A 25,430-nucleotide genomic window follows, 5' to 3' on the forward strand; every position below is an offset into this window, starting at 1 on the left:
TTTTTACTAAGCAGAAGGGCTCAGATCGCCCTGGCGGTGTCGTTCACGAGATGCCGCGCAGGCGATCAATCTCCGCCGCGACCTGCAGGGCGGCCTCCAGCTCGGACTGCTGGTGCTCTTCCATCAATCGCCAGCGCTGAGCTTTTTCCTCGGGCTCGGTCATGGCCAACGCGAGGTACAGGCTCGGTGGTACCGCGCGGAACAGCGTCTCCAGGTTCTTCGACAGGACCACGCCCTCGGTGTACTTGCCCGAGGCCTTGCTCGCGGAAAGCAGCAGTGCCTTCTGCGCTGGCGTGAGTTTCTTGAAACGAGCAATTTCCTCGATCTCCGCTGGCGGCATGTTCAAGCAGATCCACCACTCGATCATGTTGAGCATGGTCTGCGCCGCGTCGGGCAAGTCGGCCATGTTCTGCGTGGCCAGCCAGAACCAGGCACCGAGCTTGCGCCACATCTTCGTGCCCTTGACCACAAAGGGGGCCAACAGCGGATTCTTGGTGATGATGTGGCCTTCATCGGTGACCATGATGATCGGTCGCCCTAGGTACTGATCGCGCTCGGCGATGTTGTTCACCGTGTTCATCAGGCTGATGTAGCTGATCGACATCTGCGCCTCGTAACCCTCACGGGCGTACGTGGCGAGGTCGACGATCGTCACGTCGCTCTCCGGCCACGGTGTGCCTGGCCGGTCGAACAGTGCGCCCTCAAAACCCTGACAGAACAGGTCGATGGACTCGGCCATTTCCTGTGCGCGCTCGCGGCGTTTGTCGGGCAGGTGGGTGTCGCTGGCGACCTTACGCAGGGCATCGCGGACGTGGCGGGTCAGAACCTGTTGTTCAGTCGTCGCGCAGTACCGGGCGGCATCGAGGATGCACTCGCGGATCAGGCTGCGGTCTGCCCTGGTCAGGCGCGCCTCTTCCTTGGCTTCGCCGCCGGTGATCATCAGCCGCGCGGTGATCTCTAACTCGCCCAACACATCGCGCTGCTCATCACTGTCCGGCGTGGACTCATCCAGGTCTTCGGTCGACAAGCTGGCGACCTGGTCCGGATGCTCGATCAGGCGCCGGGCATGGGCGAATGGCGCCAGGCTCACATCACTGCCCGGTTTGAGCTGAACCTTATTGACGGTTAGGCCGAGGGTGGCGAAATAGTCGCCCTGCAGGCCGAAGGAGTTGCCCGCTTCGACGATGAACAGCCGCGGCCGGTACACGGTCATGATCTGCATGAGGATCGAGACCAGGGTGGCCGACTTGCCGGCACCGGTTGGGCCAAACAACAGCAAATGGCCGTTCATTGAACGATCGAAGCGCGACAACGGGTCGAATGACAGCGGCGCACCACCGCGGTTGAAGAAGGTAATACCCGGGTTGCCGGTGCCGATGCTACGTCCCCAGAGGGGCAGCAGGTTGGCGACGTGCTGAGCAAACAGCAGCCGGGTGTACCAGTTGCGTGTGTCCCGCGCCGGGTTGTAGACCATCGGCAACCAGCGCAGATAGCTGTTGCACGCGGCCACTTCATCGCCCTCGCGCACCGGTTGCAGGCCAGCGCCGAGCAGCACATTGGCGGCCTGAATCGAACGCTGGCGCAGCTGCTGCTCATCGGCACCGCGCAGGTACAGCGCCAAGGTTCCGCGGTACAGCTTGTGCTGGCGGCCAATCAGCGCGCGGGCTTCTTCCACGTCCTGACGGGTCTGGGTCGAGGCGAGGTTCTCGCCGATGGCTTTTCGCGCCAGGCGATTGAGTTGCTCCTCGAGTACATCCTGAGGCGTGATCACCAAGGTCAGGCTCATGATCGCCTGCTCGGGCAACTGATCGAATAGGGCGTTCAAGGCTTCGCCCTTGCGTGTTTCGCCGGTCAGTTGGCCGATATGCGGTGGCCTGCGTAGCTTGTCGACCACCATCACGGCGTGGGGCTGTTGATCGAAGTACCACAGACCCTGCTCGCTATCGGAGCGCGGTTCCTGAAAGAACAGCCGCTCGGCGAAATCGTGGTCGAACGGCAGCGGTAGCTCTTCGCCGTCATCCCCTTCCGGATAAGGCACGCGCCGATAGAACGCGGCAGGGGATTCGCCGGTGATTGCAGGAGCGGGATTGAACCAGGGCAGCAACCAAGCGTAGAAATCGCGCCCGGTCAGCCGCCGAGGGCTGACCCCGCAGGCCTGCAGCGAGGCCACCAAGCGGTCGCAGGTGCGGTTCAGCTGAACCGGGCTCTGCCCATCCTCGTCGGCCTGCTCTCCGAGCCAGCGGTAAACCACCAGGCGAATCCGCCGGTTGCTGCCGCGCCACGGCAGGTGAGACACCACATGGTCGTCGAACAGCCCACCCGGTTTGCCGACGGCGTCGAGGTGACGTTGCATCGACGCGAGGAAGGCCTCGGTGAACGGCGTACCTCGCGCGCGCGGCGCGATATAGCGCTCCAGGCGTTCGAGGTATGGGGCAAAGTCGCTGTCGTCCTGGCAGAAGAACTGCACCACCCAGGGCGCCTGATCGAGCTCGTTGAAGCTGTCCTGCAGCGCATCTTCCAGGGCGTCGCGTGCGGCCATCAGCCATTCGGGCTCGCGACCCTCCGTGCCGATCGGTTGCAGCTCGAATACGGCACCCACGGAACGGTTGTCATCGAGCATAAAGCACTGCTCATCTTCGAGGTATTCGACCCAGGGCAGGTAGTCGGCGAAGCTGGGGTTGTGCGCATACTGGGCGGCTTCGTCGGCCAGGGTGGCGCGCCGGCGCTGTGCCGCGCGCCAGGGCTTCCAGCGGGACGGATCGCGACTGGCGTCATCAGCCATCACAGATCGTCCAGGCGCTCGCCGGGCAGCGCGTACTGGACCTTCTCGTACAACGGGAACACGGTCGAGTAGCCAGGCACCGGCGTTTGTTGGGTACCTGCCAGATGCGGGTAAACGTACATGACCAGGTCTGGATTGGGCAGGCGTGGGAACTGGGCACGGATCTCGTTGGCGGCGGTGCGCGTGTAGGCGCTCTGGGCGTTGATCAGGCGCTCGGGATCCAGCACCGGGCGACGCAGTTCGCCACGCGCCTCCTGTAGCTGTTGCTGGCTGACCACCGAGCCACTGCCGTTCCAAATGTCCAACATGGTGTGATCGCCGTGGGGCAGCATTTCCTCCTTGCTGGTGGAGCAGCCGGCCAGGTGCAGGCCGAGCAGCAAGCTAATCCAGATCCAGTACCGAGACGGATGGGCTTTCATGGTTCACTCTCCGGCCTTTGGGTTCGTAGTCGATGCTGATTTCGTGGTCCAGGTGCAGGGCCACTTTGGCCCCAGGCGGCACGTAGATGGCGGCGAAGGCTTCACCGTAGAGCTTGTTGATCCACTCACGGATGTCGCCAATGCCACCGCTGATCACCGAGTTCAGCGCGCTGTTACCGCTGTTCTGGGACATGCCCAGACTGCCGCTGGCCGAATTGATGAACGAGGTGTTGGTATGCTCGCTGCCCAAGGCCGCGGCGAAGCCGGCGCCGGCCGCAGTGATCAAGCTCTGGCTGCCCAGGTACTGTTGGGCGTTGGAGCGGCGTTCGCCGGAAATGCAGGGGATGCCGTAAGGGTCGGAGATGTAGCCCAGGCCGCCGCGGATCTTCTCGGTGTCCGAGGTCTGCGTACTGCTGCGATTACGGCTGACGACCTTCTGCGGCTGCGGCACCGTGCGGACAGTACCGTCGCTGAAGACTAAAGTGATCGACTCGACCTGGCCGCGCACGCAGGACAACGTCCAGTCACCGGCGGCGGTGCCGCTCATGACTGCGCCGACCACGTCCGGCAGGTCGATGCCGTTGGCAGTGAGGTTGTCTGGCCCCACCAGCACCTTGAACGGATAGGGATCGTTCACCGTGCCGTCCACCGGCACCCGGCCAATCAGCGCGGTCATCGCTATCGAGCCCATCAGCGTCGAATTCTCGGGGATGGTGTAGACGGGGCGGGCACCTTCGGTACGGTCCTGGGTGCTCTCCAGGTCACGCTCGCCTTTGGCGACGGCACGCAAGCGGTCCTGGCCACGATCGATGGCGTTGTTATCCAGGGCGTGCAGGTCCTTGAACTTAGAGGTCAACGACGACAGCGGACCATCAGCTTTGCCGGTATCCTCTTGCCCGGCGCGTGCATTCGACGGTTCGATCCACTGCACCGCATCTGCCGGCGCTTGAGCCCCTGCAAATTGCTGCTCGTCGCCCGGTTCAAGACCGAAGCCTGCGGGAACATCTGCCTTCGCGGCTGGCTTGCCGGTGAGCTGGTCCTTGAGCCTGGAGAGCAGCCCCTGGGTCTCGCGGTGCTGCTGCTCGGCTTTCTGCCGAGCATCGTTGGCCTGCTGGCGCTGTTCGGTGACCTGTTGGGTGACGCTGCTCAGCGTGCTCTGGATGCGCGTGTCGATGTTGCCTTCGCGCGTGCGCAGTCGGTTGTTCTCGGTCTGCAGCGCATCGTTGCCTTTCTTCAGCGTCTGCATCTCGCTGCGCATCGCCTTGACCTGTCCGATCAGCGTGGCCACGGTGTCGCGGGGGGTGTCGCCGGCGATGCCCAAGGCCTTGGCCTGTTCCGCGCTGAGTGAGGCGTTTTCCGGATCGTGAGTGGGCTGGCCATCTGGAGCGGCCATCCAGGACTTGATGATGATCAGCACGATGCCCAGTAGGACTACGGGCACCAACCATTTCAGCAGGCCGTTAGCTTTCATGATCTACAGCCTCCGGTTTTGGCGGAGGCAACAGCAGCGCATGCTTCAAGTCGCCGCCACGGGTGACGAGATACGCCACGGTAGTGTCTTCAGGCGTCCCGGCGAGACCGAGGTCGGCGTGCTGGAATGTCGCGGCGTACAGCGTGGCCTGCAGGTGTCGCGGGTCCAGCGCCACCTTGCCAGGACCGCGATTCACGATCTTCACCGCGGTCACCCAGTAGTCGCCCAGCCGCCAGGCCGCGAGGGCCTTGATCGAAACCCGTTCGGTGGGCAGCAAGGTGCTGAACGCGGTGGAGTCGCTCAGCGGCACCCGCCGCACACCGGGTAGCGGTGCCACGGTACGCAGGGGCGCATAAAGGTTCTGCGCCGCATAGCGGGTGAGCACCACCGGTACCGGGGTCTCTGCAAGTGACGTGTCCTTCGCAGCTTCCACGTCCGGTGCCTGAGCCTGGGCCACGATCTTGACCGGTTCCAGTGCCTCGCTGCCCTCGAGCGCCTCGATGTCGATCAGGATGATGTCGCCTGATTTCACCGACTGCAGTTGCAACCGGGTAGGGGGAAGGGTGTCAGCCGCGCGCAGATACACCGTACCGCCGACGGACTGCACACGCAGCTTACCGGCGATCGTGCCCGGCACCCCCACGCGAACATCCTCATCCAGCATCAGGACGCGCTCCTGGCCCACTGTAAGTGGAACGGCCAGCGGCAGGCGATCCCAGTATTTGACCTCGACCGCACCGACTGCAGAAGACCAGCCTGCGGCTATCGCCAGCATCATGATCAAGACTCGCATCATCCCGCACCTCCAGGCAGCGTCAGCTTCTGCGGTGTGCCTTCGTAGCAGTCCAGGGCCAGGCCCCACTTGTTGTGCTCGGGGTCGACGTCGAAGCGCACCACCCGTAGCGGATAGCGCACCACCACACGTTTCACTGGCTCTGCGGCGTAGTACTCGTCGGCGTTGAGGTCGAGCTTCACCAGCCAGCTGTGCTTGTCCAACTGTTTCACTCGAAGGTCGGGGTCGTCGCTGTAGCCGCGGCCCAGTACCTCGTATACGCCGCGCACCCGGCCGCGCAGTTCGCTGGCGGCCTTGCGGTACTCGAAGTCACCGTCGAAGAAGGTCTTGCACGCCGGGGTCAGGTAGGGTTGCAGGGCAAAGATGGCGCGGTGATAGTCGACTTCGCCGTCGGTGGGCCAGCGGTTGAGCTGGCCGAAGATATAAAGCGCGAAGGCATAGATGTTTTCCGGGGGTACATCCCACCATTTGCGTGTGCTGCCGGAGCGCAGGTCGGGCGGCACGTGAATGGTCAGCTCGGAGGGCGAGGACTGCCAGCCGTACCACAGCCCGCAGCACAGCAGTGCCAGGATCGAAACGGCCAGACGCAGGCTGAAGATATGCGCCTGCTGCGCGTCGACTTTGTTGCGGAAGCGGCTCATGCAACGGCCCTCATATGTCGACATGAACGGCGGACGGTCCAGGGCCCCGAATGCAGGATCAGTTGGTGGGTACCTATGCCCCAGTGCACCGCCAGGTGCCACTGTAGACGTCGGTACAACCAGGTTTCCGGGCGGGCGCGCTTGGCTCGGCGCATCAGCTTGCCGCCACCGAGCAGCACCAGCGCCATGCAGATGAACATGCAGGTGGGGAGGGTAGCGATGGAGGCAGTGGCCACCGCCAGCGGCGCGCCGAGAATCACACCTAACCCTGCGCCGAGGATCAGCGCGACCCACATCTCGTCGTTGGTGAGCCCGCGCAAAACAGCCGGGTCACGGTTGAGGCGCTCGGGGAGGAAGGTCAGAGTGCCGTCAGGCAAAGTGGCTGGGGCGTCGGACATGGTGACCTCACAGGATCGTCGCGGCTTTGGTGAGGAACCACAGGATCACCACCACCAACAGGGCGCCGACGCCGACCACGGCACCGAGGTCCTTCCAGGTCTTGCGCTGGTTTTGCACGTCGGCGTAGACGGTGAGCGAGTGCCAGGCCACGCCAAGGAAGGCGAGGGTGGCGATCAACAGACCGAGCAGGATGCCGCCGTCGTAGGCGTAGTTCTTGATGGTGTCGATCAGTCCAGAGCCTTCGCCGCGGGAAGGCGCCTCCATGGTTGGCAGGTCAGCCCAGGCCAGCGTCGAACTCAGCAGCACCAGGCCCCCGAACAGGACTTGAGAATAGGATTTCCGCAACAGAACGAGCGGGCGATGGCAACGACGGGAGAGGTTCATGGCAATGTCTCCTGATTAAGACAGCATGAAAAACATCAACACGATTAGGGCGAAGGCTAGGCGTAGGGTGCTGCCGCCGAGCGCACCGAAATTGAGGTTGCCGGCCGCCCAGCCGCGGTAGCCGGTCCATAGGACCCAGGTGCACCAGAGCAACGCCAGCACCAGCACTGCTGAGCGCCACAACACCGAGCTGAGCTGCGGGGTAAACCCGGCCACGGCAGTGAATGCGCTAAGTTGTGCATCAGTCATGCTCATCGGATGGCCTCAGGAGGGACGCTTCAGCGCGGTAATCACCGGTGAGCTCGACCATGTCGGCTGGCTGCGCGCGGGAAGGGAAAAGGTATTTGTGGATGCCTAGATGCATACGCTCGAGGTCCGCAGCGAACCTTGCATAATCAAAGCGGTAGCGAGCTCCTGCGGCGTCGATTGAGCTGCTACTTGCGCGGTGGGCCAACTGTTCGATGTAGAAAATCTGCCGCTCCACCAGTTTCAGGTCCGAGCGCTCGCGAATGTCAGCAGCAACGGAAAGCGATACTAGGTAGGCAAGCAGCAGCAGGTAGGAAAAAATAGTCATGGCGAAATCCAGCGAGGAGTCTTTCTTTCACCCTAATGGCACAATCTGGCTTTGGCATGAGTTAAAGGGATGTGCAGATAATCGCTTATGCACGAGAGACTCTGATCTGCATTTTTTATGGTATCGATCTCAAAATTTGTTAGAAAAGATCGATTCAAAGATCGGTCTAGCTCCTGATTTGTTTCAAGCGAGTGCGCAGCATCAATAATTCAATATTTGGCGAATTCAGGGTAGGAGAAAAGCTGGCCGCTTCTCGCTTTTTCAATCCAGTGTAGAGAGGTGTCAAGGGTGTGTTTTCTAATAATGGTCTCAGCGAGATCCTTGTGGCCTAGGGCAAATAGAGAAATAAGGATGTTGGAGGCTGCGTTTGTTTTGTTGTGTATGTGCATGAAGCTATCTCTAACTGCGGCAGGTCCACATTTGAATTCATGAGCTATTTCTTTGGATGCTAGCTCATATGCTGTGTCGTAGTACTCCGTGTATGTTTTGTCGCGTGCGAAATAATATAGCGCATGTAGTCCTGCCAGAAAGTCGGGGGTCATTAGTTTTTCAAATTTGCTCCAGGTGGCCTGTTGTGATTCGGCTTGTTTTTTTATGTCATCAATAATGGATTCTTTTCTTTCCCAGTTGTCGATGCCGAGGCTTGGTTTTGATTTTTCTTCAGTATCACTATTTTGACTTGTCCAGTTTTCAAAGAAACTTAAGATTTGGTCTTCGGAAATCCCTTTGATTGGTAGTGGTGCGCCGATCAGGTATGATAAGAAGTAGTGATTTTTAATTTTATCAATGGCTTTTGTAAGGTCTCGGCTTCCGAGGTTGTATGTCTTCATCAGTTCTTTTTTTGTAACGGTGAACTGAGGGTGAGACCACTCGGACTTTGGAGGTAGAGCACGAGCTAACTCATAGATTTTTGGGCGAGACAGTTTGCTTGTAAAGGTCCCTTGTTGGTACTCCTGTTTAAGCCAGAGGTTGAGAGAGTGAAGGGTGTCGAGGTTTTTTTCTAGCTCGCAAAATTTATTTTTTAGAAGGATGAAATTTATTAGCGCAATTTCAGTTAGGTGCTTTTGGCTTTCGTTGCTCACAGGGTAGCGGAATGTTTGGCCTGTGGCATCTACCGCTGCGATGTCAGATATTGTTGAGTTGATCGATTTGTTGACTTCGATATAGCGCTCGTCAAGAAGCTCCGATTGAGATTTAAAGAAGTTCCAAATGTTTCCAATGTCGTGAGATCCTGATAGGTCGAAAACGAAAGGCTGGCTTTGGATTTCAGCTATGTCAGCCAACTCTTGGATTGCACCCTTAAGTCTAAGTTCGACGGAGTGGCGCATGTTGAAACAAACTGGGTATACAAGGTCGTCCACTGGTAAAATTAACCCGCGGCCCGCCAGGACTTGCTCAATCAAAATATTAGCGGCAGCAGAGAAGCCTTTGGAATACTCTATATATCCAGGGTTGCCATTATTTCCGACGCAGGCATTTGCCCAAGAGGGGGCCGCGCCGCTAAAAGTAGCGTTATTAGATGTTGTCATTGTTAATGCTCTATCAGTTGATGGGGGCGAGTTGCGGGTGTGGCATGCTCATTTGTCTAACTAAGGTGGGTAGTGTGTAGTGGCGGAAATTTGTTGTCGATGACGTCTGCATACATTGTTTGTGTTCCGCCAGTTTGGTTGCATGAAAACTGGCGGGTACCAATGTTGCGTCATGCGCGCTCTGTAATCGCAGCGAGTTGTAAAGCAAATTCGTAAATTTCGCTGGTTACGGACTTCAAGTGGTGGTTGGTGTCGTAGGCTATCCAGTTTGTAGAACTGCCGACAATTTTCCCAAGGCTGCATTGCATGATCTTGTTGTCGCCCCAGCTGAATTCGGGTTGACGGTAGTGAATTGAGTTAACAATTATCTTTGAGAGTTTCTGGCTTTGGGCATAGCCATCCTCACCTTTTACGGAGTGGCCGCGAGCAACGAAGTAAGCATTGTTTACCGTGTATCTTATCTTGACGTTCATGTTTGGGGCGATGTTGTCTGAAGCCCTTGGGTTTCTTACGCCGTAATCGCCGAAGTAAAGTTTTGCAGTGGGGTTCGCAGAAAGAAAGCCTTTCCAAGCAATCATTTCTTTTCGTTGCACCAAGCCAGTCGAGTCGCGGTCTTTTACGGCTTTCTCAATAGAGTCAGGGATGGAGCTCCCGCTCATGATTATGTCCTGGAATCCCAAAGTCTTCATCTGGCCATACGCAGTCTCAAGGAGCTCCATGACTTCCTGAATAGAAAATTTGGTAACATCGCCCATGTCAATAAGGACGGGTGTGGTTGATTCGATCAGTCCAGTACTGGCAACCATGTCCTCAATAACTTCTGCTAAGTGGTCTGGGTCTCCAAGATCTTCAATGGCCAAGCTGTCCAAACGAATACAAAAGAATGAACGATCAGGCAAAGTCATGGAGGTAATCGTTTCTCGATATTCGACTACCTCCCATCGGTCATAGCCGATTATAGGACAAACCAATACACCCAATTCGTTCAGTCGATTGCAGATGAAGCTCAGTACCTGCTCCCCACCCTCCGTTGTGAAATCAAGAGGCCATTGAGAAACGTCAACAATTACGTGCTTGCCTCTGAATATCTGCGCAATTTTATGCGCACGTTCATCAAGGTATTTTTCGAAAGGGGTATCGCTCCTCTTTCTGGCCGTCTCGAGAGCTTTTCCGTCTAGCTTTGTTATCTCGAAAATTGGTGTGCAGCGAGCCAGCGATGCTTTATCCAGCTTGCTCAGAAATGTTAAGGCTTCCAGCTCACCGGATTTGGCTCGAATGATAGGAAAATACTGGGTGTTCATATTTAACGCCTCATAGATTTTCGAGTTGAGCTCTTACCATTCCTTGGCCGATGAGATCAGTGAATTGGTTGTAATTACCAGCTTCTTTTCTAAGTCGGCCAGCAACTATTGCTGGATGTATATTGAGTTCCTTTGCCAATGCGTTGATGGTCTCTTTGCTTGGCTTCAAGTACGCATCGGTTCGCTTCCATAATGACCTCGGAATGAATGCGTCACGTGCGATACGATTGGCCTCTGACTCTCTTTTGTCGGTACTTGCGTGTTCTAAGTCGTCCAGGATTGCTTCGTTTGTGTCGTCAATGTGCTTCCAGACGTGGACTAGTTCATGCACTAGGGTAAACCAGAAGTTGTCAATCCGGTCGTACCTGAGGGTAAGTGCGATTATCGGAGTTCCGTCGATCTCTTTAAGGGCCGCGCCGTCCAGCATAGTGCCCTTTAACTGTGGTTCAATAATCACAGCTATGCCATGATCCTTAAGTAGCGATACTGCCATTTTAGGGCCGTCCTCAAAACGACTGAGGTGCACGATTTGCTTGATTAAAGAATCGCCAATCTTAGCTCTGTCATATGGTGGCAGCTCGCTTTTTATTTCGCGCGTTTTTTGGATTACTCTAGCAAGCCAGGCGTATAAGGCATAAGTTGTGGTGGGCGTAGGCGAGTCTCCGGCAAGTGTGCGGCGAAAAGAGGCCCCGCTTTCTTGTAGTCCCATGTCGGAAATGAAACCTTGGACTATTTCCTCTACAGTCTTCTTAGCCTTGCTGGTTATGTTGTCAATCCAGCCCCTAGCGACCATTTCTTTGATCGGAAATTTTGACCAGTCTACATTTTGTTTTTTATTATTGCCTTCGACTTCGTCAAGACCAATCAATGTGTCAGCGGAGATGCCGAGACCGACAGCAAGAGCTCGTATCATAGGGACTGTAAGTGGGCGCTTCCTAGCCAAGACCTCTGAAACTCGGCTCCTAGTGCCGAAGTAGGGTACTAAATCGGCTTGCTTAAGCCCCTTCTCGGTCATGCGAAACAAAATTGCATCAATAGGGTCTGGAGCCTCGACCGGATATTTTTGCTTCTCGTAATCTTCGATCAGCATCGAAAGTAATTCGAGCCTATCACTCTCCTCAGAGCCTAGTTTTGGAGAGGAAATTATCAGCGAATGCACTTCATTGAAGTATTCGAGGTACTGTTCCTCTGTTTTGATAATTTTCGGGCTCAACGTAATCATATTTTTTTCACTATAGCAGTGATGATTGCAATTCCTTGGGCAAAAGCAACCTTCAACTCTAAAAACTTGCCCGAGTCGCAGACAGAGAACAGAAAAGTATCTTCGGTAGTAGCAAGAGCACTCGGGAACTGCTCCAGCAGTTCCGATGGGATTTTCCAGCTTGCATGGTCGATTTCGCTCACCCACACGCCAATCCACTTGCGGATGTGCTCGCTCTCTCCCAGCAGAATGGGTAATTTTTCTCTACCAAGCAATCTCATGATCGTAGCTTTGTTCCCAATTTGGGAACAAGGTATCTGAGCATTGGTTATACGTCAATGGGGTGTTCCCAAATCGTGAACACCTCGTTTGGTAGCAGGAAGGTGTCGATGCCGAGAACCCGTTCCTGACTCACAGAACTCGCGGTGTTCAGCCCCATTCGGCGGAGATGCCTAGATCTGTGCATCAGGTGCATCCTCAAAGGTATTTTTTGAATGTCGCTGAGGTGAGGGCGACCATACAGCCCAGAAGAGTGGCGCATGGCAGTAACACCCAGTTGGGATTCAGCGAGCATGGTAGGGATAGGTAGATCACCCAAGGGCTGACTATAAGCGGCAAGAGTGTCCGCTTCGCTCGGTGGTACACGAAGCTGCTTTCGCGGCCTGCTCCGAACTTGCGCAGGTCACGGCGCATCAATCCATCGACCGCACCGGTGATTACAGCCAGCAAAAACAGCGGGGTGGCCAGGGTCAAAACGGCTAGCCTCACCACGAAAGTAAATACCGTGAACAGAGCCGCCAACAGGTAGTCCTGCATCACAACGTAGACCTGCGCGAACTGCCCCTGCATTGACGCTTCTCGACTGAGCAGTTTCAGCTGTGCGTCGGAATGCGCCCATCCAGAGCGCACTACGACCCAGTTGTTGAGGTGTTCGAGGACCTTGGCGGTCGCTTGCGCCGGTTCTTGCACGAGCAGTGAATTCTTGAAGTGATTGCTTAGCCAGCCGAGCTCACTCAGCCACATGGCGTGGCTGTGATGCCAGCCCTGCTCGGGCCAGAACCAGAGCATGCCCACGAACTCCAGCACGATGGAGAAGATCAGCGAAGCGAAGAGCAGGCCGAGTAGCCGCAGACACAGCTCGAGCATGCCGAAGATGAGCCCCGGACTTCGCTGCGGGGGAGTTGGGTTGGCTGGGGTGGTCGACATATAGGCTCCAGAGTATCCGGTTGCACAAGGCGTGCTCATCAGGAGTGCCTGCGCCCTGGTGGAGGCATCTCGGGATCAAAATCGACTGTCGGCGCACCGCCAGCGCTGCTCCACCAACTCCCCGTATTGGCGTTGTAGGACTCGCGCATGCGCGCAGCCAGGGTCTGCAGGTTCGCTGGCATTTGGTCGTCACTGGCGGGTTTGGGCAGTGGCATACGCACTTTCCATAGCTGCCCGCCTTCCTGGAACGAGAACATCTGCCCCTTGGGCAAGGCGATGATGTGCGCCGGCTCGATCAGTGGTACGGCGGCGGTGGTAACCCGGTCCTGCGAGGACGAGGTGAAGTCAGTGTGGGCATCAGGATCGGCGGTGTCCGTCGCGCCGGAGACCAGGGTGCGGGTCTGCACGTTGACCTTGGGCAGTTGGTTGGTCAGCAGTTCTGCGGTGGCGGTCTCCCGTACCCGCAGCATCTGCAGGGTGTTGAAGTTGCCAATGACCTGGCCGGCCTTGGCCCGGTTGCCGATCCGAGCCTCGATGTCGCTCAAGGTCTGGGTGTAGGCAGTGACCTGGATACCGGCGCCACCACCCTTATTGATCAGCGGAATGAACTCGTCGCCCATCAGTTCGTTGAATTCGTCGGCGTGCAAGTTGATCGGCACCTTGTCCGTGGCACTGGAGGAGCCTGGCAGCCCGTGGTCAATACCGTGCTTGTAGATATGGCCGGCGACGGAGACCAGATCGGCAAACATCGAGTTGCCGACGGCACCGGCAACTTCAGCATCGGACAGCGCATCCAGACCGACGTAGACAATGCCGCGTTTGCGGATGACCTGCAGCCAATCGAAGATCGGCCTCGGATCGTCAAGGTCGGAGTAGTTGGGGGCGAGCAGCTGCGCTATCTTGCCGCTGGTGAGCTTTTCCAGCAGCGGCAACAGCGAGGCTACGATCTTGTCGAAGTAGGTGCGGTCGTAGCGCACCGCCGAGCGCAGGCCGTCCATCACCGGATCGAAGATGCGCTTGGCGGTCAGGTACTGCTCGATGGCGACCACGCGCTTTTCTCGGCCGATCATGTGCCGCGGGATATTCTTTTCGTTCAGGCGACCTTCGATCTGCACGATTGCTTCCCAGGCCTGCGGATCATGGCGGGCGAAGAAGTGCTGAGCGTACTCAATGAACAGCGCATCGATGTTCACCACGTGCCGCTGGATCTGCAGGTAGTCAGGGCGCCGGCCGAGCTCGATCAACGCTCGGGCGATGATGTTGACGAAGCGCCAGGCGAACTCGCGAAACGCAGCTGAGTTGCCTTCGCCGCTCAGCTGGCCGGCAATACGGGTGGCGACTTCGGAAATGCGGCCGAAGCGGCCGATGGCGTTGTAGCGGGCGGAGATCTCCGGCCAGCCCAGGTGAAACACGTAGAACTCGTGCTCACGGCCGGCGCGCCGCGCTTCCACGTACATGCGCTTGAGTAGGTCGGCATCGCCCTTGGGGTCGAAGACGATCACCACTTCCTGGCTGGGTCGGTGGATGTCCTGGGTGATGTACACCTCGGCCAGGCGCGTCTTGCCGACTCGCGTGGTCCCCAGCACTAGGGTGTGGCCGACGCGCTCGCCCAGCGGCAAACTGGCTTCCTGTTCCTTTGGCTCGACGCCGTGCAGCAGTGGCAAGCCGCCCACCGGCGGCAGTGGCCGCACCGGGTTGAATGGGCTGTCCCAGGCGGTCAATCGGGGCAGCATTGACAGGCCAGTTGGGGCCCTCTCCAGCAATTGTTCCATTCGTCGCGCCCACTGGTGAGCGGCCGATTGGTTGATATAGCGGGCCAGCGCCGGGTCCTGCGCCTCGAGCAGGCGCTGGGTGTGCAGGCGAGTCCAGCGAAAGCCACGGCCCATGAACAGGCGCTTGCCGCTTACCGGAATCTGCGGACTGGTCAGCGAGTAGCGCGGCAGGCGGCGGATATTGCGCCGATAGCGCAGGACGATCCGCGCCTCGTTGAGCCGCTTCAGGCCGAATGCGGTATAGGCCAGGGCCATGCCTGCCCCTACCTCGGGCGACAGGGCTACCGCCCAGGGCGAATGCAGGCACAGGGCGCCGGCGCCGGCGCAGATGCCCACGGTGTACAGCTCCACCGCAGGGCGCAGCAATGACTCCATCGCATGTTCGCCCATGAGCCACCCTCACTGTTCCAGGCCGGTGGGCGTGATCAGCACCGGGTAGTGCTGCAGTTCCAGGCGCTCGGCGATGTCGTCGCCACTCACCGGCCAGATGTCCACGCCCGGGGCTGCCGCTTGGATGCGGCGCAACGCCGGGGTGTTGGCTACTTCAACAGCCAGGCCGCTGGCGCCCAACTCCTGCAGCTTCTGTGCATGCTGGGCCAACCATTCCAGAGAGGCGGCGTCGTGCCCGACCAGGAACAGCGGCGTGAACCCTGGCAGCTTCAATGTCCTTGGCGACACGGCACCGGGTGACAGGCGTGTGCTGTGTACGGGCAGGGCCCACGTCAGCGCGCGGGGATCGGGCAACTGGCTGGGGGCCGCGAGCGCGCCAACCGTCCACCAGAGACAAATACACAGCGTTACCCAGCACCGACGGCTCATGGCTGCGGCCCTCTCGGAGACGCCACGACCGCTTGTACACGCTGCCAGTGCTGGCTGAACTGTCGGCGGTAGCGCGCTGCAGGTTTACCGCCGGCAGGGCGGTGATAGCGGCCCGCCGCCACGACCCAGTCATCGCTGTCGGCGTAGTGGGTGCGGAGCAGCTCTGCCGTCACGGCCAGGTTGGCGCGAGGATCGAGAGCCTCGCAGGCGCTGTGGTAGCGGTCCGGGTGGTAGCCGAGATTTGTCTGGCCCAGCCCGACATCGATGCGCTTGGGATCGTGACGGATCAGCGCCTGTTTGAGTGCGGCACACGCCTCATCACGGCGGGCGAAACGCTGCGGCGTACCAGCAACATTCAGGGTCCAAGGCCAAGGCATGAGGTGACCTCGCAGCGGCGTGCCGCTCTCTTGGAGGGCGATGGCGAACAGCACGGAGGCGGGGATGCCGGCGCGTGCGGCAGCCAGTTGATACGCCGGCGGCGGCAGCGCGTCGGCGTGAACGGCAGTGGCGCAGGTCAAGGCCAGCGCGAGGATCAGTCGATGCGCTGCCATTTCCCGTCCACCTGCTGGTAGCGTGCCGGTAAGGGGCGGCTGGCGCCCAGGGCGAACCAGCGGCCACGGTCATGCTTGAGAGTGACCTGGCCACTGCTGACCTGGGCGGGGGTAATGCCCGCGCCCCGAGCCCACCGGCGTAGACGCGTATCGTCACCTTGGCTGCCGACCAGGTACACATCGAGGTGCGCGCCGCCACGAAGCCATTGCTGAGTGTTGGCGACACAGGGCGGGCAGCGTTCCTCCACAAACAGGGCAAAGCGGCCAGCGGGGGTAGCCGCTGGATCGTCGGCCATGCCCTGCACGGGCAGCATGCCCGGGAACAGTCGTGCCCAGGCGGCGGTGTAGGCCTTCTGGTAGGCCAACTCGCGCTCGGCGCGCTTGGCCTCGAGACGGACCTGTAGCTCGGCGTAGCGTTGCCGTTCCTGGTCCGAGTCGGTTTCCACGCCGAGGGTGGTGAGCGGGTCGAGCTGCGGCGACCAGTAGTGGCGGGGCCCAGCCTGCAAGCGCTCGAACTCGGCCCACTCATCCTCCGTCAGCCCCCAGGCCTTGGCCCGAGCCGCGTCGGATGCCTGCCGACCCAGTGGCATCTGTTCGCTGAACTGCGAAGCCGAGTCGTTCAGTTTTGGCGCGGTCCACGCCAGTCCTGCGAATAGACAGGCGGGGAGCAGGATGAGCGAAAGGCGGGAGAACCTAGCCATAAGCACCTCGTCACGGCAGGGGCAGTGTGTGGTCGCCCTGTCCGGGAACATGGAACACCACCTGGTTCGTGCGGATCGCGCGCAGCTGCCAGCTGTTCAAGCTGTCGCCAGGCTGTAGCAAGTGCACGGTCGTCAGCGAATGCGCACCTTTGGGCAGGGCTGCCACGAACCTGACGTCACCTCGGGTCTCGATACCCAGCAGGGTGAAGGGCGGGGCCAGAGGCTTGGCCTTGGCTTTTGCACTGGTGAAGGACTTTACCTTCGCGTTGGTGGCCGCGGGCACAGAAGGGAGGGTCGACAGTTTCTCGAGCTTGGCTTCTGCCGTGGCCAGCCGATGTTCCAGTGCCGTCAGATCGCTGCTGCTCGGACCTGGCGGTGCTGCCTGGAGCGTCTTGAGCGAGGTGGCCAGTTCATCCTGCTGCTGACCGAGGGCGACCTGCGCCGCGGTGTGTCGACTTTGCGCCTCGCTCAGCGCGACTACCTGCGGCTGCAGCGTCCTGAGCTTGGAGGACAAAGCATCGATATCGCGGCGCAGGGCTGGCGCTGGATCCGCCGGGGCATTACGGGCCGTGGCTTGAAGTTCGGCCAACTGCTGGTGATGGTTGTACGTTTCGGCGGCGAGCACGGCGGCGCCCAGGCACAGGGCACCGACCACCAAGGCCTGAAAATGGAGGACCTTCATTGCGTGAGCTCCAGGGTCGAAAAGGGGGCAGCGGGCGATGGCACGCGCAGGGCGTAGCACACGGTCCGATCAACTGGATCGATGTCGAGTTGCCAGGCCGGGCCGCCGATGATGGTCAGGGCGTCCAGCAGCGAGATAGGTCCGAGCTGGTGCTGTACCGCGGGCAGAGGGCGACGGAACAAGCGATCCACCGCTGGGCTGTCGGCACACAGCGCGAAGCCCGAGCGGTGCAGCACGTGACGCAGGGCTTCACCGACGGTGGCATGCAGGGCTGGCGCGATCTGCACGTTGACCAGTTGATACAGCGGTTGGCGCTGCTCCAGCGTGGGCCGGGTGGTGACGAGTGTGTAGCGGTCCTGGCGGACCCAGGCCGGAAGCGGGGTTTTGGGCTGCGGCGATACCGCCGGCAAGGCGGGTGGTGCCGTGGGGGCCGGGGCCGGCGGCGGTGTGCTACAGCCGGCCAGGACGACCATCAGGCCGATAGTGGGAAGTAGGGATGTTTGCATGACTGGGTCTCGACGAATGTTGCCGATACCATGGCGAAGACACGAGGCGAGTCCCCACTGGAAAACCGAATCCGGCGAGCCAGCTTTTCTGTCGGGCATCATAAAAAAGGCGCCCGGGAGGGCGCCTTGGTCATTCTTCGGTGAATAGCGGTAGTTCCGAGAGAGGTGTCGCGTCAGGATCAAAGATCAACAGGCGGATGTCCGCCTGGCCTGCCAGTAGGAGCAGCTTGAGTAACACCGGAGGGACACGGTCAGCGAGCATCCGCGCACTGACCTCGTCGGCGCTGCTGCTGCTGCTGCTGCTGCTGCTGCTGCTGCTGCTGCCGCTGCCGCTGCCGCCGGCTTTAATGTCTGCGACCCAAGGCGTCGAATACAGCTTGCAGCCGACGGCATGGCTGACGTTGAGTTCGAAGCACTCGAAGAAGCTCGCCGGTGAATTGCACCAAGCGCGCACCTGCAGGTACTCGAGGTCGTCTGCGGGCAGGTGGGCGCTGCTGATTTCCCAGCTGCGGCTGTAGTGCCCGGTGGCAAAGGACAGTTGTTCTATCAGGTTTTGCGCAGCTTCCACGTTGCCGAGGTCGCCGATATGCATCGAGCGTCCGAGCTGACTACCCAGGATCTGGTAGAGCACGGTATTCACCAGGCCGTCGGCCGGGCAGCGCATGCGCAGAAACTCGGGTACGCATACACCGTCGGTGATCACCGCGAACTCGTCATCGAACAGGCACGGCTGCAGGTTGATGGCTTCATTGGGCAGCTCGTTCTGAGCCGGGTGCAGCGCGCGGTAGCATGGAGGGCAATCGTCGGCATAGTTGATCTGCAGGACACGCTCGTATCGCAAGTCATGGAAACCGCGAAGAAATGGATTGGTAAGGGAAGGATGCATGATGGTTCTCCGAAAGTGCCGAGGCCACCCCGAGCGGGCGGTGACCTCATGGGCAAAGTGGCTGTCACATCCAGCCGTACTCGGCCAACGAAAGCGGAGTGCCTTCGCCGACGATGATGTGGTCCAGGACGCGCACCTCGACCAAGGCCAAAGCCTCGGTCAGGCGGGTGGTGAGTACCCGATCGGCGCCGCTCGGTTCCGAGCAGCCGGAGGGGTGGTTGTGGCTGAAGATCACGGCGGCGGCATTGTGTTCGAGTGCCTTGATGACCACCTGGCGGGGATACACGGAGGCGCCGTCAATGCTGCCGGTGAAGAGGATGTCGAAGCTCAACATACGGTGGCGCGAGTCGAGGCAGAGCAAGGCAAACACCTCGTGATGGTAAGGGGCGAGTTGCAGTTTCAAGTAGGCTGCGGCATCGGCGGGGGTTATCAGCACCTCGCCGCGCTGGAAGTGACGTTGGTCCAGCAGCTGCAGGGCCTCGGTGATCAGCGCATCCTCACGGGCGCGTTGGGCCAGTACCGAATCGAGCGGGTCAACCAGGTTCAAGGCGGTGTTCATGGGCAATTCCTCGTGGCAGATGGAGCGCCCCGTGGGGGAGTGCCCCAGGCTGGTTTAAGTGCGTGATCAAAGGCGCGTGAAGCGATGTCGCGTGCCATGCAGCGGGCTTTGGCAGCCCTCGCACGGTTGCATCGAGAAGGCCTCGATACCGGCGCCGGTATGGGGATCGAAATCGGCGCTCAGCGGTAGCAGGGCTTGCAGTTGGGCGCGCATGTGAGCGATGCGGTGTTCGACTTCAGCCTCGCTGTAGTACAGCGACAGCGCGCTGAAGTCGTCGTAGGCGACCGCCTGCAGGCAGTCTTCGCAGAGCCAGAAGCTTTCCATGGCAACCTCCGACGTGAATGAACAACAGGCGCTCATAAGAGCGCCTGCTGCGTGCGGTCAACCTGCCTCAAGCAGACTGGCGTGCGGCGGTGGATTTGCGTGCAGCGGGTGGAGTTGGCTGGCCTTGGTCATCGTCACCGTCCACCTGTTCCGACTCTGCTGATTCAGCTGCCTCAGGGGCGGCGGCGTCGGTGCGCGCTGGCGCACGGTAGCTGAATTGGCCATCGACTTTGATCCACTCGATGAAGATCAGTCGGCCTTTGAGGCTGGCGCCGGGTTGCCCCTTGCGTTCGCCTTTCTCGTACATGAACGGATCGACCCAGATGTCGCCGATGCGAAACGCGATAAGGACCTTGCGTTCAGCGCGGACGTCTTCCAGGTGTTCACGGATCAGCCGGTCGGCTTCACCGCTGGCGACCTTGCAGTCGAAGCGGGTGTACTCGACGTCGTCCGAGGCACCGTGCAAGGCAGCGATGTCACAGGCCATGAACGCTTGGCCGCGGCGAACCGGGACTTCGCGAACACGGTTCAGGTAACCGATGCCTTGGGTGTGCAGGTTGAAGTAGGTGGTGGGGGCGTTATTGCTTGCAGTCGTCATGATGGAGCTCCTGTTCAGCAGAAACGCGGACATCCACCGGCCCTGGCGGCTGGTGAGTTCCGCAAGGGGAGGTGCAAACACATGATCGGTCGAGAAGACGCTCATCACCGATGGGACGGTGACCGTGCGAGCTGCCGAGCGCGAGTCGCACTTTGGGTAAGAACCACCCGATATGGGCGTAGCCTTGAAGGTCCTGGCTACCTGGGTGCTGCCAACGACAGCGAGGTGCAGCTCATCTATAAAACGCTGCAAAAGGCCCGTCAACCGTGGTCTGCAGGCGGTCTGGGCGGGCGGAATCGGGTGGCTTTCGGTGGATTCTCGGCGGCGAAAAAATAGCCCGACGGTCATCGGGCTAGGAAGAGTTGGACCACCCTTGACCCGGCGATGTGGCACCGGAGTTCGTCGCAGACCTCCACTGCCGATCCATCTGGATCAACCGACCCTTGTCGTGGCCTGGGTCGGAATCAACTGGCACGCATCCGCGCACAAAAGGTGCCCAGTGTTTCGCCGGCGGGCACCGGAGCTGAGCATCGTCGCCGAAGCGGATGACCCCTATGGCCTGGTACAAGCCGCACGGGTCATCCACCTGGGAGACTCGGAACGCTGAGAAGTCATCCGCGGATGCGCTGAAGTGTGGCTCCGAACTCTAGGAGTCTGACCGAGCTGCCCGGAGCGAATCGGTCTAGGTCGCCAAGCGGCGAGGGGCCAGATCACTACACCAGCGCTGTGGTGTGCCGTCAAGTCATGTGTTTTTCGCCCGCTTGGTCTTGGCCACCGGTTTGGTGCCCTTGCATTCGGGGTAGCGGATACACGACCAGAAGCTGCCGGTGCGACCTTTGCGCTGGTGCATGGCGCTGCGGCACACCGGGCAGAACGGCCCCTTGCTGGGGGGCGGGCGCAGGGTGAGTGTGGCGTTACTGCGCACCAGTCGGGTCAGCCACTCCGCCTGCTTGGCGAGAAAGGCCTCGACGCTCAGCTGGCCCGATTCGATGCGGTCCAGCGCCTGCTCCCACAGCGCGGTCATGACCGGATCGGCCACCTCCGGCGGCACCGCTTCGATCAAGGTATGCGCCGCAGCTGAGGCAGCTAGGCTGCGTTTCTTCTTGGTCAGGTAACCGTGATCGATCAGCCCCTGGATGATGGCCGCGCGAGTGGCCTCGGTACCGAGCCCGCAGCTGTCCTTGAGCTTCTGTTTGAGCCGCGGATCGGCCACCTGGTTGGCAATGGTTTTCATCGCTTTGACCAGCGTGCCCTCGGTGTAGGCCTTGGGCGGTTGCGTGCGCTGTGCGTTGAGCGTGGCGTCGATCAGCGCCACCGTCGCGGATTCACGCAACGTCGGCAAGCGCTGGGCCTGTTCGGCCGGCTCGGTGCCGTCGGCCTCGTTGATCACTACCTTCCAGCCGCGGACCAGGATCTGTTTGCCGCGCGCCACCAGCTGATCTGCCTGGCTGTGCAGCAGCGCCTGGGTTTTCAGGTACTCGTGCTCGGGCATGAACTGCGCGAGGTAGCGTGCGCGAATCAGCGTGTAAACCGCCCGCTCGCGCTCGGAGAGCTGCGCCAAATCCAGCGTGACGGCGGTGGGAATGATGCCGTGGTGCGCGGTGATCCTGCTGCTGTTCCAGGCACGGGAGCGGCGGCTGGGGTCGACTTCCTTGAGCACTGCCCCCAGCGAGGGTGCGGAGGCGGCCAGGGCGTGAAGCACGCGCGGCACCTCATCGAGCATGCTCTCCGGCAAGTAACCGCAATCCGTCCTCGGGTAGGTCGTTGCCTTGTGGGTCTCATACAGGGCCTGGGCGGTGGCCAAGGTCTCCTGTGCACCCAGTCCGAGCTTGGCCGAGCAGATCTCCTGCAACGTGCCCAGGTCGAACGGCAGCGGCGGGCCTTCGCGCACCCGCTCGACCTCGACGCTGTCGATCTGCGCGGTGCCAGCTTGAGTGAGGCGCCTGAGCGCCTGCTGCGCGGCGGTTTCGTCGATACAGCGTCCAGCCGCATCGCTGACTGCGGTCGGGGCCTGCCAGCGCGCGTGAAAACGGACCCTGTCCTGCTCCAGGTGTGCATCGACGGTCCAGAATGGCTGCGGCACAAAGCTGGCGATCGCCCGGTCGCGCTCGACGACTAGGCGCAAGGTGGGGGTTTGCACGCGCCCCACCGGCAGCAGGCCATCGAAACCGGCGCGGCGGCCGAGCAGGGTGAACAGCCGGCTCAGGTTGATGCCCACGAGCCAGTCGGCACGAGAGCGGGCCAGCGCACAGTGGTACAGCGGCAAGGTCTGCTCCCCCGGACGCAAGGCGCCCAGGGCTTGGCGGATCGACGCCTCATCCAGCGCGGATAGCCACAGGCGCAAAATCGGCCCTTGGTACCGACAACGCTCGATAATTTCCCGTGCGATCATCTCGCCTTCGCGGTCGGCGTCGGTGGCAATCACTACTTCGCTGCAGGCGCGCAGCAGCTGGCTGATCACCTTGAGCTGACTGGCGACATTGGGCTTGGCTACCAGTTGCCAGCGGCCGGGAATGATCGGCAGGTCGTCCAGCGACCAGCGTTTGTAATCGCCATAGGCTTCAGGCGGAGCGGTCTCCAGCAGATGGCCGACGCACCAGGTGACGGTGACGTTCCGACCCTTCAGGCAGCCATCACCGCGATTGCTGGCCTGCAGCACCCGGGCGATGTCCCGGGCTTGGGATGGTTTTTCGCAGATGAACAGGCGCATACACGGACCCTCTCGGTGGGTACCGACAGGGTGGAGGTGCGGTTGCGAAGCGCCAGGGTAAATCCGAAGGTGCCGCGCTCATATCGGCGGGTGGGTGTTACTTGCGTTGCGCAAGGTGGCTGGCCAGCGTTTTCAGAGAGTCCAGGGCGAACTGCTTATCCGCCTCATTGAGCTCCTTGATGATCGCGTTGATCTGCACGCCCAAGTCTTGCGGGCGAGGGCTGATTGCCAGGAGTAGCTCATCGGCGGGGCAGCCATACAAGTCGGCCAATTGCAGCAGTTTGGATACCGAGAGCTCAACGAAACCTCGCTCCAACCGCGATACCGCTTCGCCGGAGATCTGCAGGTGCTCGCCTACCTGCGCCTGGGTCAAATGCCGGGCACGACGATACTTCGCCAGCTGGCGACCAATGTGATGTGGACTAGGCTCTTTCACGGGCAATGGGGGCGCTCTCCAATTCGACTTATATGGTCGAACAGCACCCCAAAGATATGAACGACTCTAAAGGTTGACTAACAACTCATCGAGGCGTATCACCGATAAAAAATGGATGACTCGACCGTCACCACGGAGGCAACAAACTTGCACGAAACCCACCAGAGTGAGGCAGATGCGTTAGCGATCAAGGCCTACGAGCTGTTCATGGCCACCCATCTGGAACCGGACAAGGAGCAGGCTCGGGCCCGGCTAGTCGCCTGGGTTCAGGAGAGTCCGCTGCACTGGCGGGCATTCCTTGCCCTGGACCAGTACTTGGCGGAAGTGAAGCAAATGCTGGAACATAAGCGGCGCAAGAGCGTCCGGCGAGAGTGAACCAATGGCAGCACTGAGTGTTGCCCGCCGAACTGCCTGCATGGTTACAGTGATATCGCGCTGCGGGCGGTGACTCCACTGAGTACCACGCACTTATCCGGACTTGCGTGGCGCTTTCTTGCCTCCCCCCTTGCGCGAGGTGCTGACGTTGTCGCTGGCTTTCTCGCGCATGGTCACCGAGGCCAGGCGGTGCGGCAGAATACCAATGCGCCGCGCCTCTACCTTGAACGTCACGCGGGCGTTGTCCTCGCTGTCCTCCCATTCCTCCTTGACCGTGCGGCCCTCGACCAGGACGCGCATGCCTTTCTGGTACAACGTGGCCCAGTGTTCAGCGTCACGGTTCCAGAGCTCGACGGGCGCCCAATAGCCGCCGCGATCCTCGTAGCCGCCTTCGCGCGGTACCGGGTTGTCGAAATACACATTCAGCCGAAGCAGGCGCCGCGGCTCATCCGGGTTGGTATTGAACTCCTGGTACTCCGGCACGCTGCCGATGTTACCTTCACCAACAAACAAAGTACTCATGCGGGTTACTCCTCGGTGGGGGAACGGGTAAGAGCGAGCTCGGCGGCCTCGAGCTTGCTGGCACCAGTGATAGCCTGGCGATACAACGACTGCAGGCTGCTCATCTGCAGGTTCAGCACCACGCGGTTGGTCTCCAGCTGGTACAACGCCTGCCGCAGTTCCGGGTGTAGGTGCGGTTGAACCATCGCCTCCTGCCACACCTGCACGCCCATGCGCTGAAAATCCGGGCTGCGCCAGCGCAGGAAATCGGTGCCCGTCGCGCTGTGCTGGACGACCAGGCGCAGGTCCAGCAACGAGAAGGGTGGCTGGGCGATGATCGCCAGCATCACCGCCATCAACTCGGCGACCTGGGTGCGCAAGCGCAGGATCGTCTCGGCGAACTGCTGCAGCTCCCCCTTACCCTTAAAAGGCTTTAAAAGGCCTTTTAGGGAGGCACCGTGTGCGAACTGGCGATAGGCATCGGCTGACAGACGCCGGGCAATGGCTTCGGCCAAGGTCATGCCTCACCTCCTTCAACGGTGACGTCCGGGGTGGGTTGCTCCTCGGCCTCCGGCTGATTCGGGCCTTCGATCTCCGACGGCGCATTGCTGCGGGCGATCGGCGGAGCGAACTGGGAGCGGCGCGTCCCTTCGAGAACGTCTTGCGGCAGGATGCCGAACTTGTCGATGGCTTCGCGGGCGCGGGCGTTGTTGGCGGCCATGTCGTCGCGACTCACCCCGGCCAGACGGTAGCGCTGCGCCAAGCCAAACAGGCTGCGCAGCAGATGGGCGCCGCCATCGATCCAGGACTCCATGTCGCCCCGGCCGATCAGCGCCGTGTGGTGGGCGAGCAGCACCCGCCGGACCAGGGTGTCGTAGTCGGTGAGCAGGTAGATCGCGAGAAAGCCCAGCTGGCTGCCGATGAACAGCGGCAGGGTGACGGGGTGGATGTTGAGGTTGTCACCGACATCGACTTGCGTGGGCAGGGCCCGTTCCACGCGGCTCATTTGCTGCGTCAGCGTGGCCATGTCCAACCTGGCCTGCAGCAGCTTTTCCTCCAGTTGCAGCATGAACCAATCCGCGTACGGATCACCCTGGCTACTGGCGTGCTTGAGCAGGTTGGTGACGCTGATGTAACCGGGCATGCCCAGGATCGGGTGCACGCCGTCGCGGCCGCTGCGCCCCTGCCACAACCGCGCCGCATGATGGGTGTGCAGGGTCAGGGTGATGCTGCTGCGCAGGGAGCCCAGGTTGAGTTGGTAGTGATCGACCATCGCCAGTACCTCGCCGTGGGAGTGACGCCGACGATGG

30 protein-coding genes are annotated in these 25,430 nt (G+C 60.5%); 1 reads left to right on the forward strand and 29 read right to left on the reverse strand.

All coding sequences use genetic code 11. The features are described 5' to 3' along the window. Positions 1–43: 43 nt before the first annotated feature. The 26 genes from ACMCNM_RS13195 to ACMCNM_RS13320 form a co-directional block, all read right to left on the reverse strand. Positions 44–2,782 (reverse strand): conjugative transfer ATPase, encoded by a 2,739-nt coding sequence (locus ACMCNM_RS13195; protein WP_412764543.1) that lies wholly within the window; start codon positions 2,780–2,782, stop codon positions 44–46. Beyond that, positions 2,782–3,201 carry a TIGR03751 family conjugal transfer lipoprotein gene (locus ACMCNM_RS13200; protein ID WP_412764544.1) on the reverse strand — a complete coding sequence of 140 codons (420 nt, stop codon included), beginning with the start codon at positions 3,199–3,201 and terminating at the stop codon, positions 2,782–2,784. The genes ACMCNM_RS13195 and ACMCNM_RS13200 overlap by 1 nt, the downstream gene beginning before the upstream one ends. After that, positions 3,164–4,672 carry a TIGR03752 family integrating conjugative element protein gene (locus ACMCNM_RS13205; RefSeq protein WP_412764545.1) on the reverse strand — a complete coding sequence of 503 codons (1,509 nt, stop codon included), beginning with the start codon at positions 4,670–4,672 and terminating at the stop codon, positions 3,164–3,166. Before ACMCNM_RS13205 ends, ACMCNM_RS13200 begins: the two co-directional genes overlap by 38 nt. Further along, entirely contained in the window at positions 4,662–5,468 is an 807-nt protein-coding gene (locus ACMCNM_RS13210; RefSeq protein WP_412764546.1) for a TIGR03749 family integrating conjugative element protein, read from the reverse strand. The genes ACMCNM_RS13205 and ACMCNM_RS13210 overlap by 11 nt, the downstream gene beginning before the upstream one ends. Beyond that, a complete protein-coding gene (locus tag ACMCNM_RS13215; RefSeq protein ID WP_412764547.1) occupies positions 5,465–6,106 on the reverse strand; it encodes a PFL_4703 family integrating conjugative element protein in 642 nt (213 codons plus the stop codon). The genes ACMCNM_RS13210 and ACMCNM_RS13215 overlap by 4 nt, the downstream gene beginning before the upstream one ends. Continuing rightward, positions 6,103–6,504 (reverse strand): TIGR03750 family conjugal transfer protein, encoded by a 402-nt coding sequence (locus tag ACMCNM_RS13220; RefSeq protein ID WP_412764548.1) that lies wholly within the window; start codon positions 6,502–6,504, stop codon positions 6,103–6,105. The genes ACMCNM_RS13215 and ACMCNM_RS13220 overlap by 4 nt, the downstream gene beginning before the upstream one ends. A gap of 7 nt (positions 6,505–6,511) precedes the next feature. Beyond that, the gene (locus ACMCNM_RS13225) at positions 6,512–6,889 is read right to left on the reverse strand and encodes a TIGR03745 family integrating conjugative element membrane protein (RefSeq protein WP_412764549.1); all 378 of its coding nucleotides are present in this window, start codon (positions 6,887–6,889) and stop codon (positions 6,512–6,514) included. A 15-nt stretch (positions 6,890–6,904) separates the two neighbouring features. Next, positions 6,905–7,144, reverse strand: a complete 240-nt coding sequence (locus ACMCNM_RS13230; RefSeq protein WP_412764550.1) for a TIGR03758 family integrating conjugative element protein — start codon at positions 7,142–7,144, stop codon at positions 6,905–6,907. Further along, the gene (locus ACMCNM_RS13235) at positions 7,131–7,463 is read right to left on the reverse strand and encodes an RAQPRD family integrative conjugative element protein (protein ID WP_412764551.1); all 333 of its coding nucleotides are present in this window, start codon (positions 7,461–7,463) and stop codon (positions 7,131–7,133) included. Before ACMCNM_RS13235 ends, ACMCNM_RS13230 begins: the two co-directional genes overlap by 14 nt. A 209-nt stretch (positions 7,464–7,672) precedes the next feature. Continuing rightward, on the reverse strand, positions 7,673–8,992 hold the full coding sequence (locus tag ACMCNM_RS13240) for a hypothetical protein (RefSeq protein ID WP_412764552.1): 1,320 nt from the start codon (positions 8,990–8,992) through the stop codon (positions 7,673–7,675). A gap of 170 nt (positions 8,993–9,162) precedes the next feature. Next, positions 9,163–10,293, reverse strand: coding sequence for a beta family protein (locus ACMCNM_RS13245; RefSeq protein WP_412764553.1), 1,131 nt, complete (start codon positions 10,291–10,293; stop codon positions 9,163–9,165). A 10-nt stretch (positions 10,294–10,303) separates the two neighbouring features. Further along, complete coding sequence (locus ACMCNM_RS13250) at positions 10,304–11,515, reverse strand: ImmA/IrrE family metallo-endopeptidase (RefSeq protein ID WP_412764554.1); 1,212 nt, start codon at positions 11,513–11,515, stop codon at positions 10,304–10,306. Beyond that, entirely contained in the window at positions 11,512–11,775 is a 264-nt protein-coding gene (locus ACMCNM_RS13255) for a hypothetical protein (protein WP_102689195.1), read from the reverse strand. Before ACMCNM_RS13255 ends, ACMCNM_RS13250 begins: the two co-directional genes overlap by 4 nt. 196 nt (positions 11,776–11,971) lie before the next feature. Further along, the gene (locus ACMCNM_RS13260; RefSeq protein WP_412764555.1) at positions 11,972–12,700 is read right to left on the reverse strand and encodes a TIGR03747 family integrating conjugative element membrane protein; all 729 of its coding nucleotides are present in this window, start codon (positions 12,698–12,700) and stop codon (positions 11,972–11,974) included. A gap of 38 nt (positions 12,701–12,738) precedes the next feature. After that, a complete protein-coding gene (gene traD, locus ACMCNM_RS13265) occupies positions 12,739–14,862 on the reverse strand; it encodes a type IV conjugative transfer system coupling protein TraD (RefSeq protein WP_412764556.1) in 2,124 nt (707 codons plus the stop codon). 9 nt (positions 14,863–14,871) lie between these two features. Further along, positions 14,872–15,291 (reverse strand): integrating conjugative element protein, encoded by a 420-nt coding sequence (locus tag ACMCNM_RS13270; RefSeq protein WP_412764557.1) that lies wholly within the window; start codon positions 15,289–15,291, stop codon positions 14,872–14,874. Further along, positions 15,288–15,842 carry a transglycosylase gene (locus tag ACMCNM_RS13275; RefSeq protein WP_412764558.1) on the reverse strand — a complete coding sequence of 185 codons (555 nt, stop codon included), beginning with the start codon at positions 15,840–15,842 and terminating at the stop codon, positions 15,288–15,290. The genes ACMCNM_RS13270 and ACMCNM_RS13275 overlap by 4 nt, the downstream gene beginning before the upstream one ends. Beyond that, on the reverse strand, positions 15,824–16,543 hold the full coding sequence (locus tag ACMCNM_RS13280) for a TIGR03759 family integrating conjugative element protein (protein ID WP_412764559.1): 720 nt from the start codon (positions 16,541–16,543) through the stop codon (positions 15,824–15,826). Before ACMCNM_RS13280 ends, ACMCNM_RS13275 begins: the two co-directional genes overlap by 19 nt. A gap of 10 nt (positions 16,544–16,553) precedes the next feature. Then, positions 16,554–17,225: a hypothetical protein gene (locus ACMCNM_RS13285; RefSeq protein ID WP_412764560.1), complete on the reverse strand. Its 672-nt coding sequence runs from the start codon at positions 17,223–17,225 to the stop codon at positions 16,554–16,556. Next, positions 17,222–17,731, reverse strand: a complete 510-nt coding sequence (locus ACMCNM_RS13290; protein WP_412764561.1) for a PilL N-terminal domain-containing protein — start codon at positions 17,729–17,731, stop codon at positions 17,222–17,224. The genes ACMCNM_RS13285 and ACMCNM_RS13290 overlap by 4 nt, the downstream gene beginning before the upstream one ends. Before the next feature lie 130 nt (positions 17,732–17,861). Further along, complete coding sequence (locus ACMCNM_RS13295) at positions 17,862–18,617, reverse strand: hypothetical protein (protein ID WP_412764562.1); 756 nt, start codon at positions 18,615–18,617, stop codon at positions 17,862–17,864. A 64-nt stretch (positions 18,618–18,681) separates the two neighbouring features. After that, positions 18,682–19,176: a JAB domain-containing protein gene (locus ACMCNM_RS13300; RefSeq protein WP_412764563.1), complete on the reverse strand. Its 495-nt coding sequence runs from the start codon at positions 19,174–19,176 to the stop codon at positions 18,682–18,684. Positions 19,177–19,242: 66 nt separating this feature from the next. Further along, the gene (locus tag ACMCNM_RS13305) at positions 19,243–19,500 is read right to left on the reverse strand and encodes a hypothetical protein (RefSeq protein WP_014753670.1); all 258 of its coding nucleotides are present in this window, start codon (positions 19,498–19,500) and stop codon (positions 19,243–19,245) included. A gap of 67 nt (positions 19,501–19,567) precedes the next feature. Next, complete coding sequence (locus tag ACMCNM_RS13310; RefSeq protein WP_412764564.1) at positions 19,568–20,098, reverse strand: STY4534 family ICE replication protein; 531 nt, start codon at positions 20,096–20,098, stop codon at positions 19,568–19,570. Between the two features lie 742 nt (positions 20,099–20,840). Beyond that, the gene (locus ACMCNM_RS13315; RefSeq protein WP_412764565.1) at positions 20,841–22,808 is read right to left on the reverse strand and encodes a DNA topoisomerase III; all 1,968 of its coding nucleotides are present in this window, start codon (positions 22,806–22,808) and stop codon (positions 20,841–20,843) included. A gap of 97 nt (positions 22,809–22,905) precedes the next feature. Continuing rightward, positions 22,906–23,250, reverse strand: coding sequence for a helix-turn-helix domain-containing protein (locus tag ACMCNM_RS13320; protein ID WP_412764566.1), 345 nt, complete (start codon positions 23,248–23,250; stop codon positions 22,906–22,908). Between the two features lie 141 nt (positions 23,251–23,391). Here ACMCNM_RS13320 and ACMCNM_RS13325 point away from each other — a divergent pair, with 141 nt between their 5' ends. Beyond that, positions 23,392–23,619 (forward strand): hypothetical protein, encoded by a 228-nt coding sequence (locus tag ACMCNM_RS13325; protein WP_412765923.1) that lies wholly within the window; start codon positions 23,392–23,394, stop codon positions 23,617–23,619. A gap of 93 nt (positions 23,620–23,712) precedes the next feature. On the opposite strand, the gene ACMCNM_RS13330 is transcribed toward ACMCNM_RS13325, so the two are convergent. The 3 genes from ACMCNM_RS13330 to ACMCNM_RS13340 are packed head-to-tail and all read right to left on the reverse strand — an operon-like array spanning position 23,713 to position 25,393. Then, positions 23,713–24,141 (reverse strand): single-stranded DNA-binding protein, encoded by a 429-nt coding sequence (locus ACMCNM_RS13330; RefSeq protein ID WP_412764567.1) that lies wholly within the window; start codon positions 24,139–24,141, stop codon positions 23,713–23,715. Between the two features lie 5 nt (positions 24,142–24,146). Next, positions 24,147–24,641 (reverse strand): DUF3158 family protein, encoded by a 495-nt coding sequence (locus ACMCNM_RS13335; RefSeq protein ID WP_412764568.1) that lies wholly within the window; start codon positions 24,639–24,641, stop codon positions 24,147–24,149. Continuing rightward, positions 24,638–25,393 carry a PFL_4669 family integrating conjugative element protein gene (locus tag ACMCNM_RS13340; protein ID WP_412764569.1) on the reverse strand — a complete coding sequence of 252 codons (756 nt, stop codon included), beginning with the start codon at positions 25,391–25,393 and terminating at the stop codon, positions 24,638–24,640. The genes ACMCNM_RS13335 and ACMCNM_RS13340 overlap by 4 nt, the downstream gene beginning before the upstream one ends. Between the last annotated feature and the right edge of the window lie 37 nt (positions 25,394–25,430).

The organism is Pseudomonas sp. NGC7 (genome assembly GCF_047159675.1).
In the GTDB taxonomy this organism is placed as follows: domain Bacteria; phylum Pseudomonadota; class Gammaproteobacteria; order Pseudomonadales; family Pseudomonadaceae; genus Aquipseudomonas; species Aquipseudomonas kermanshahensis.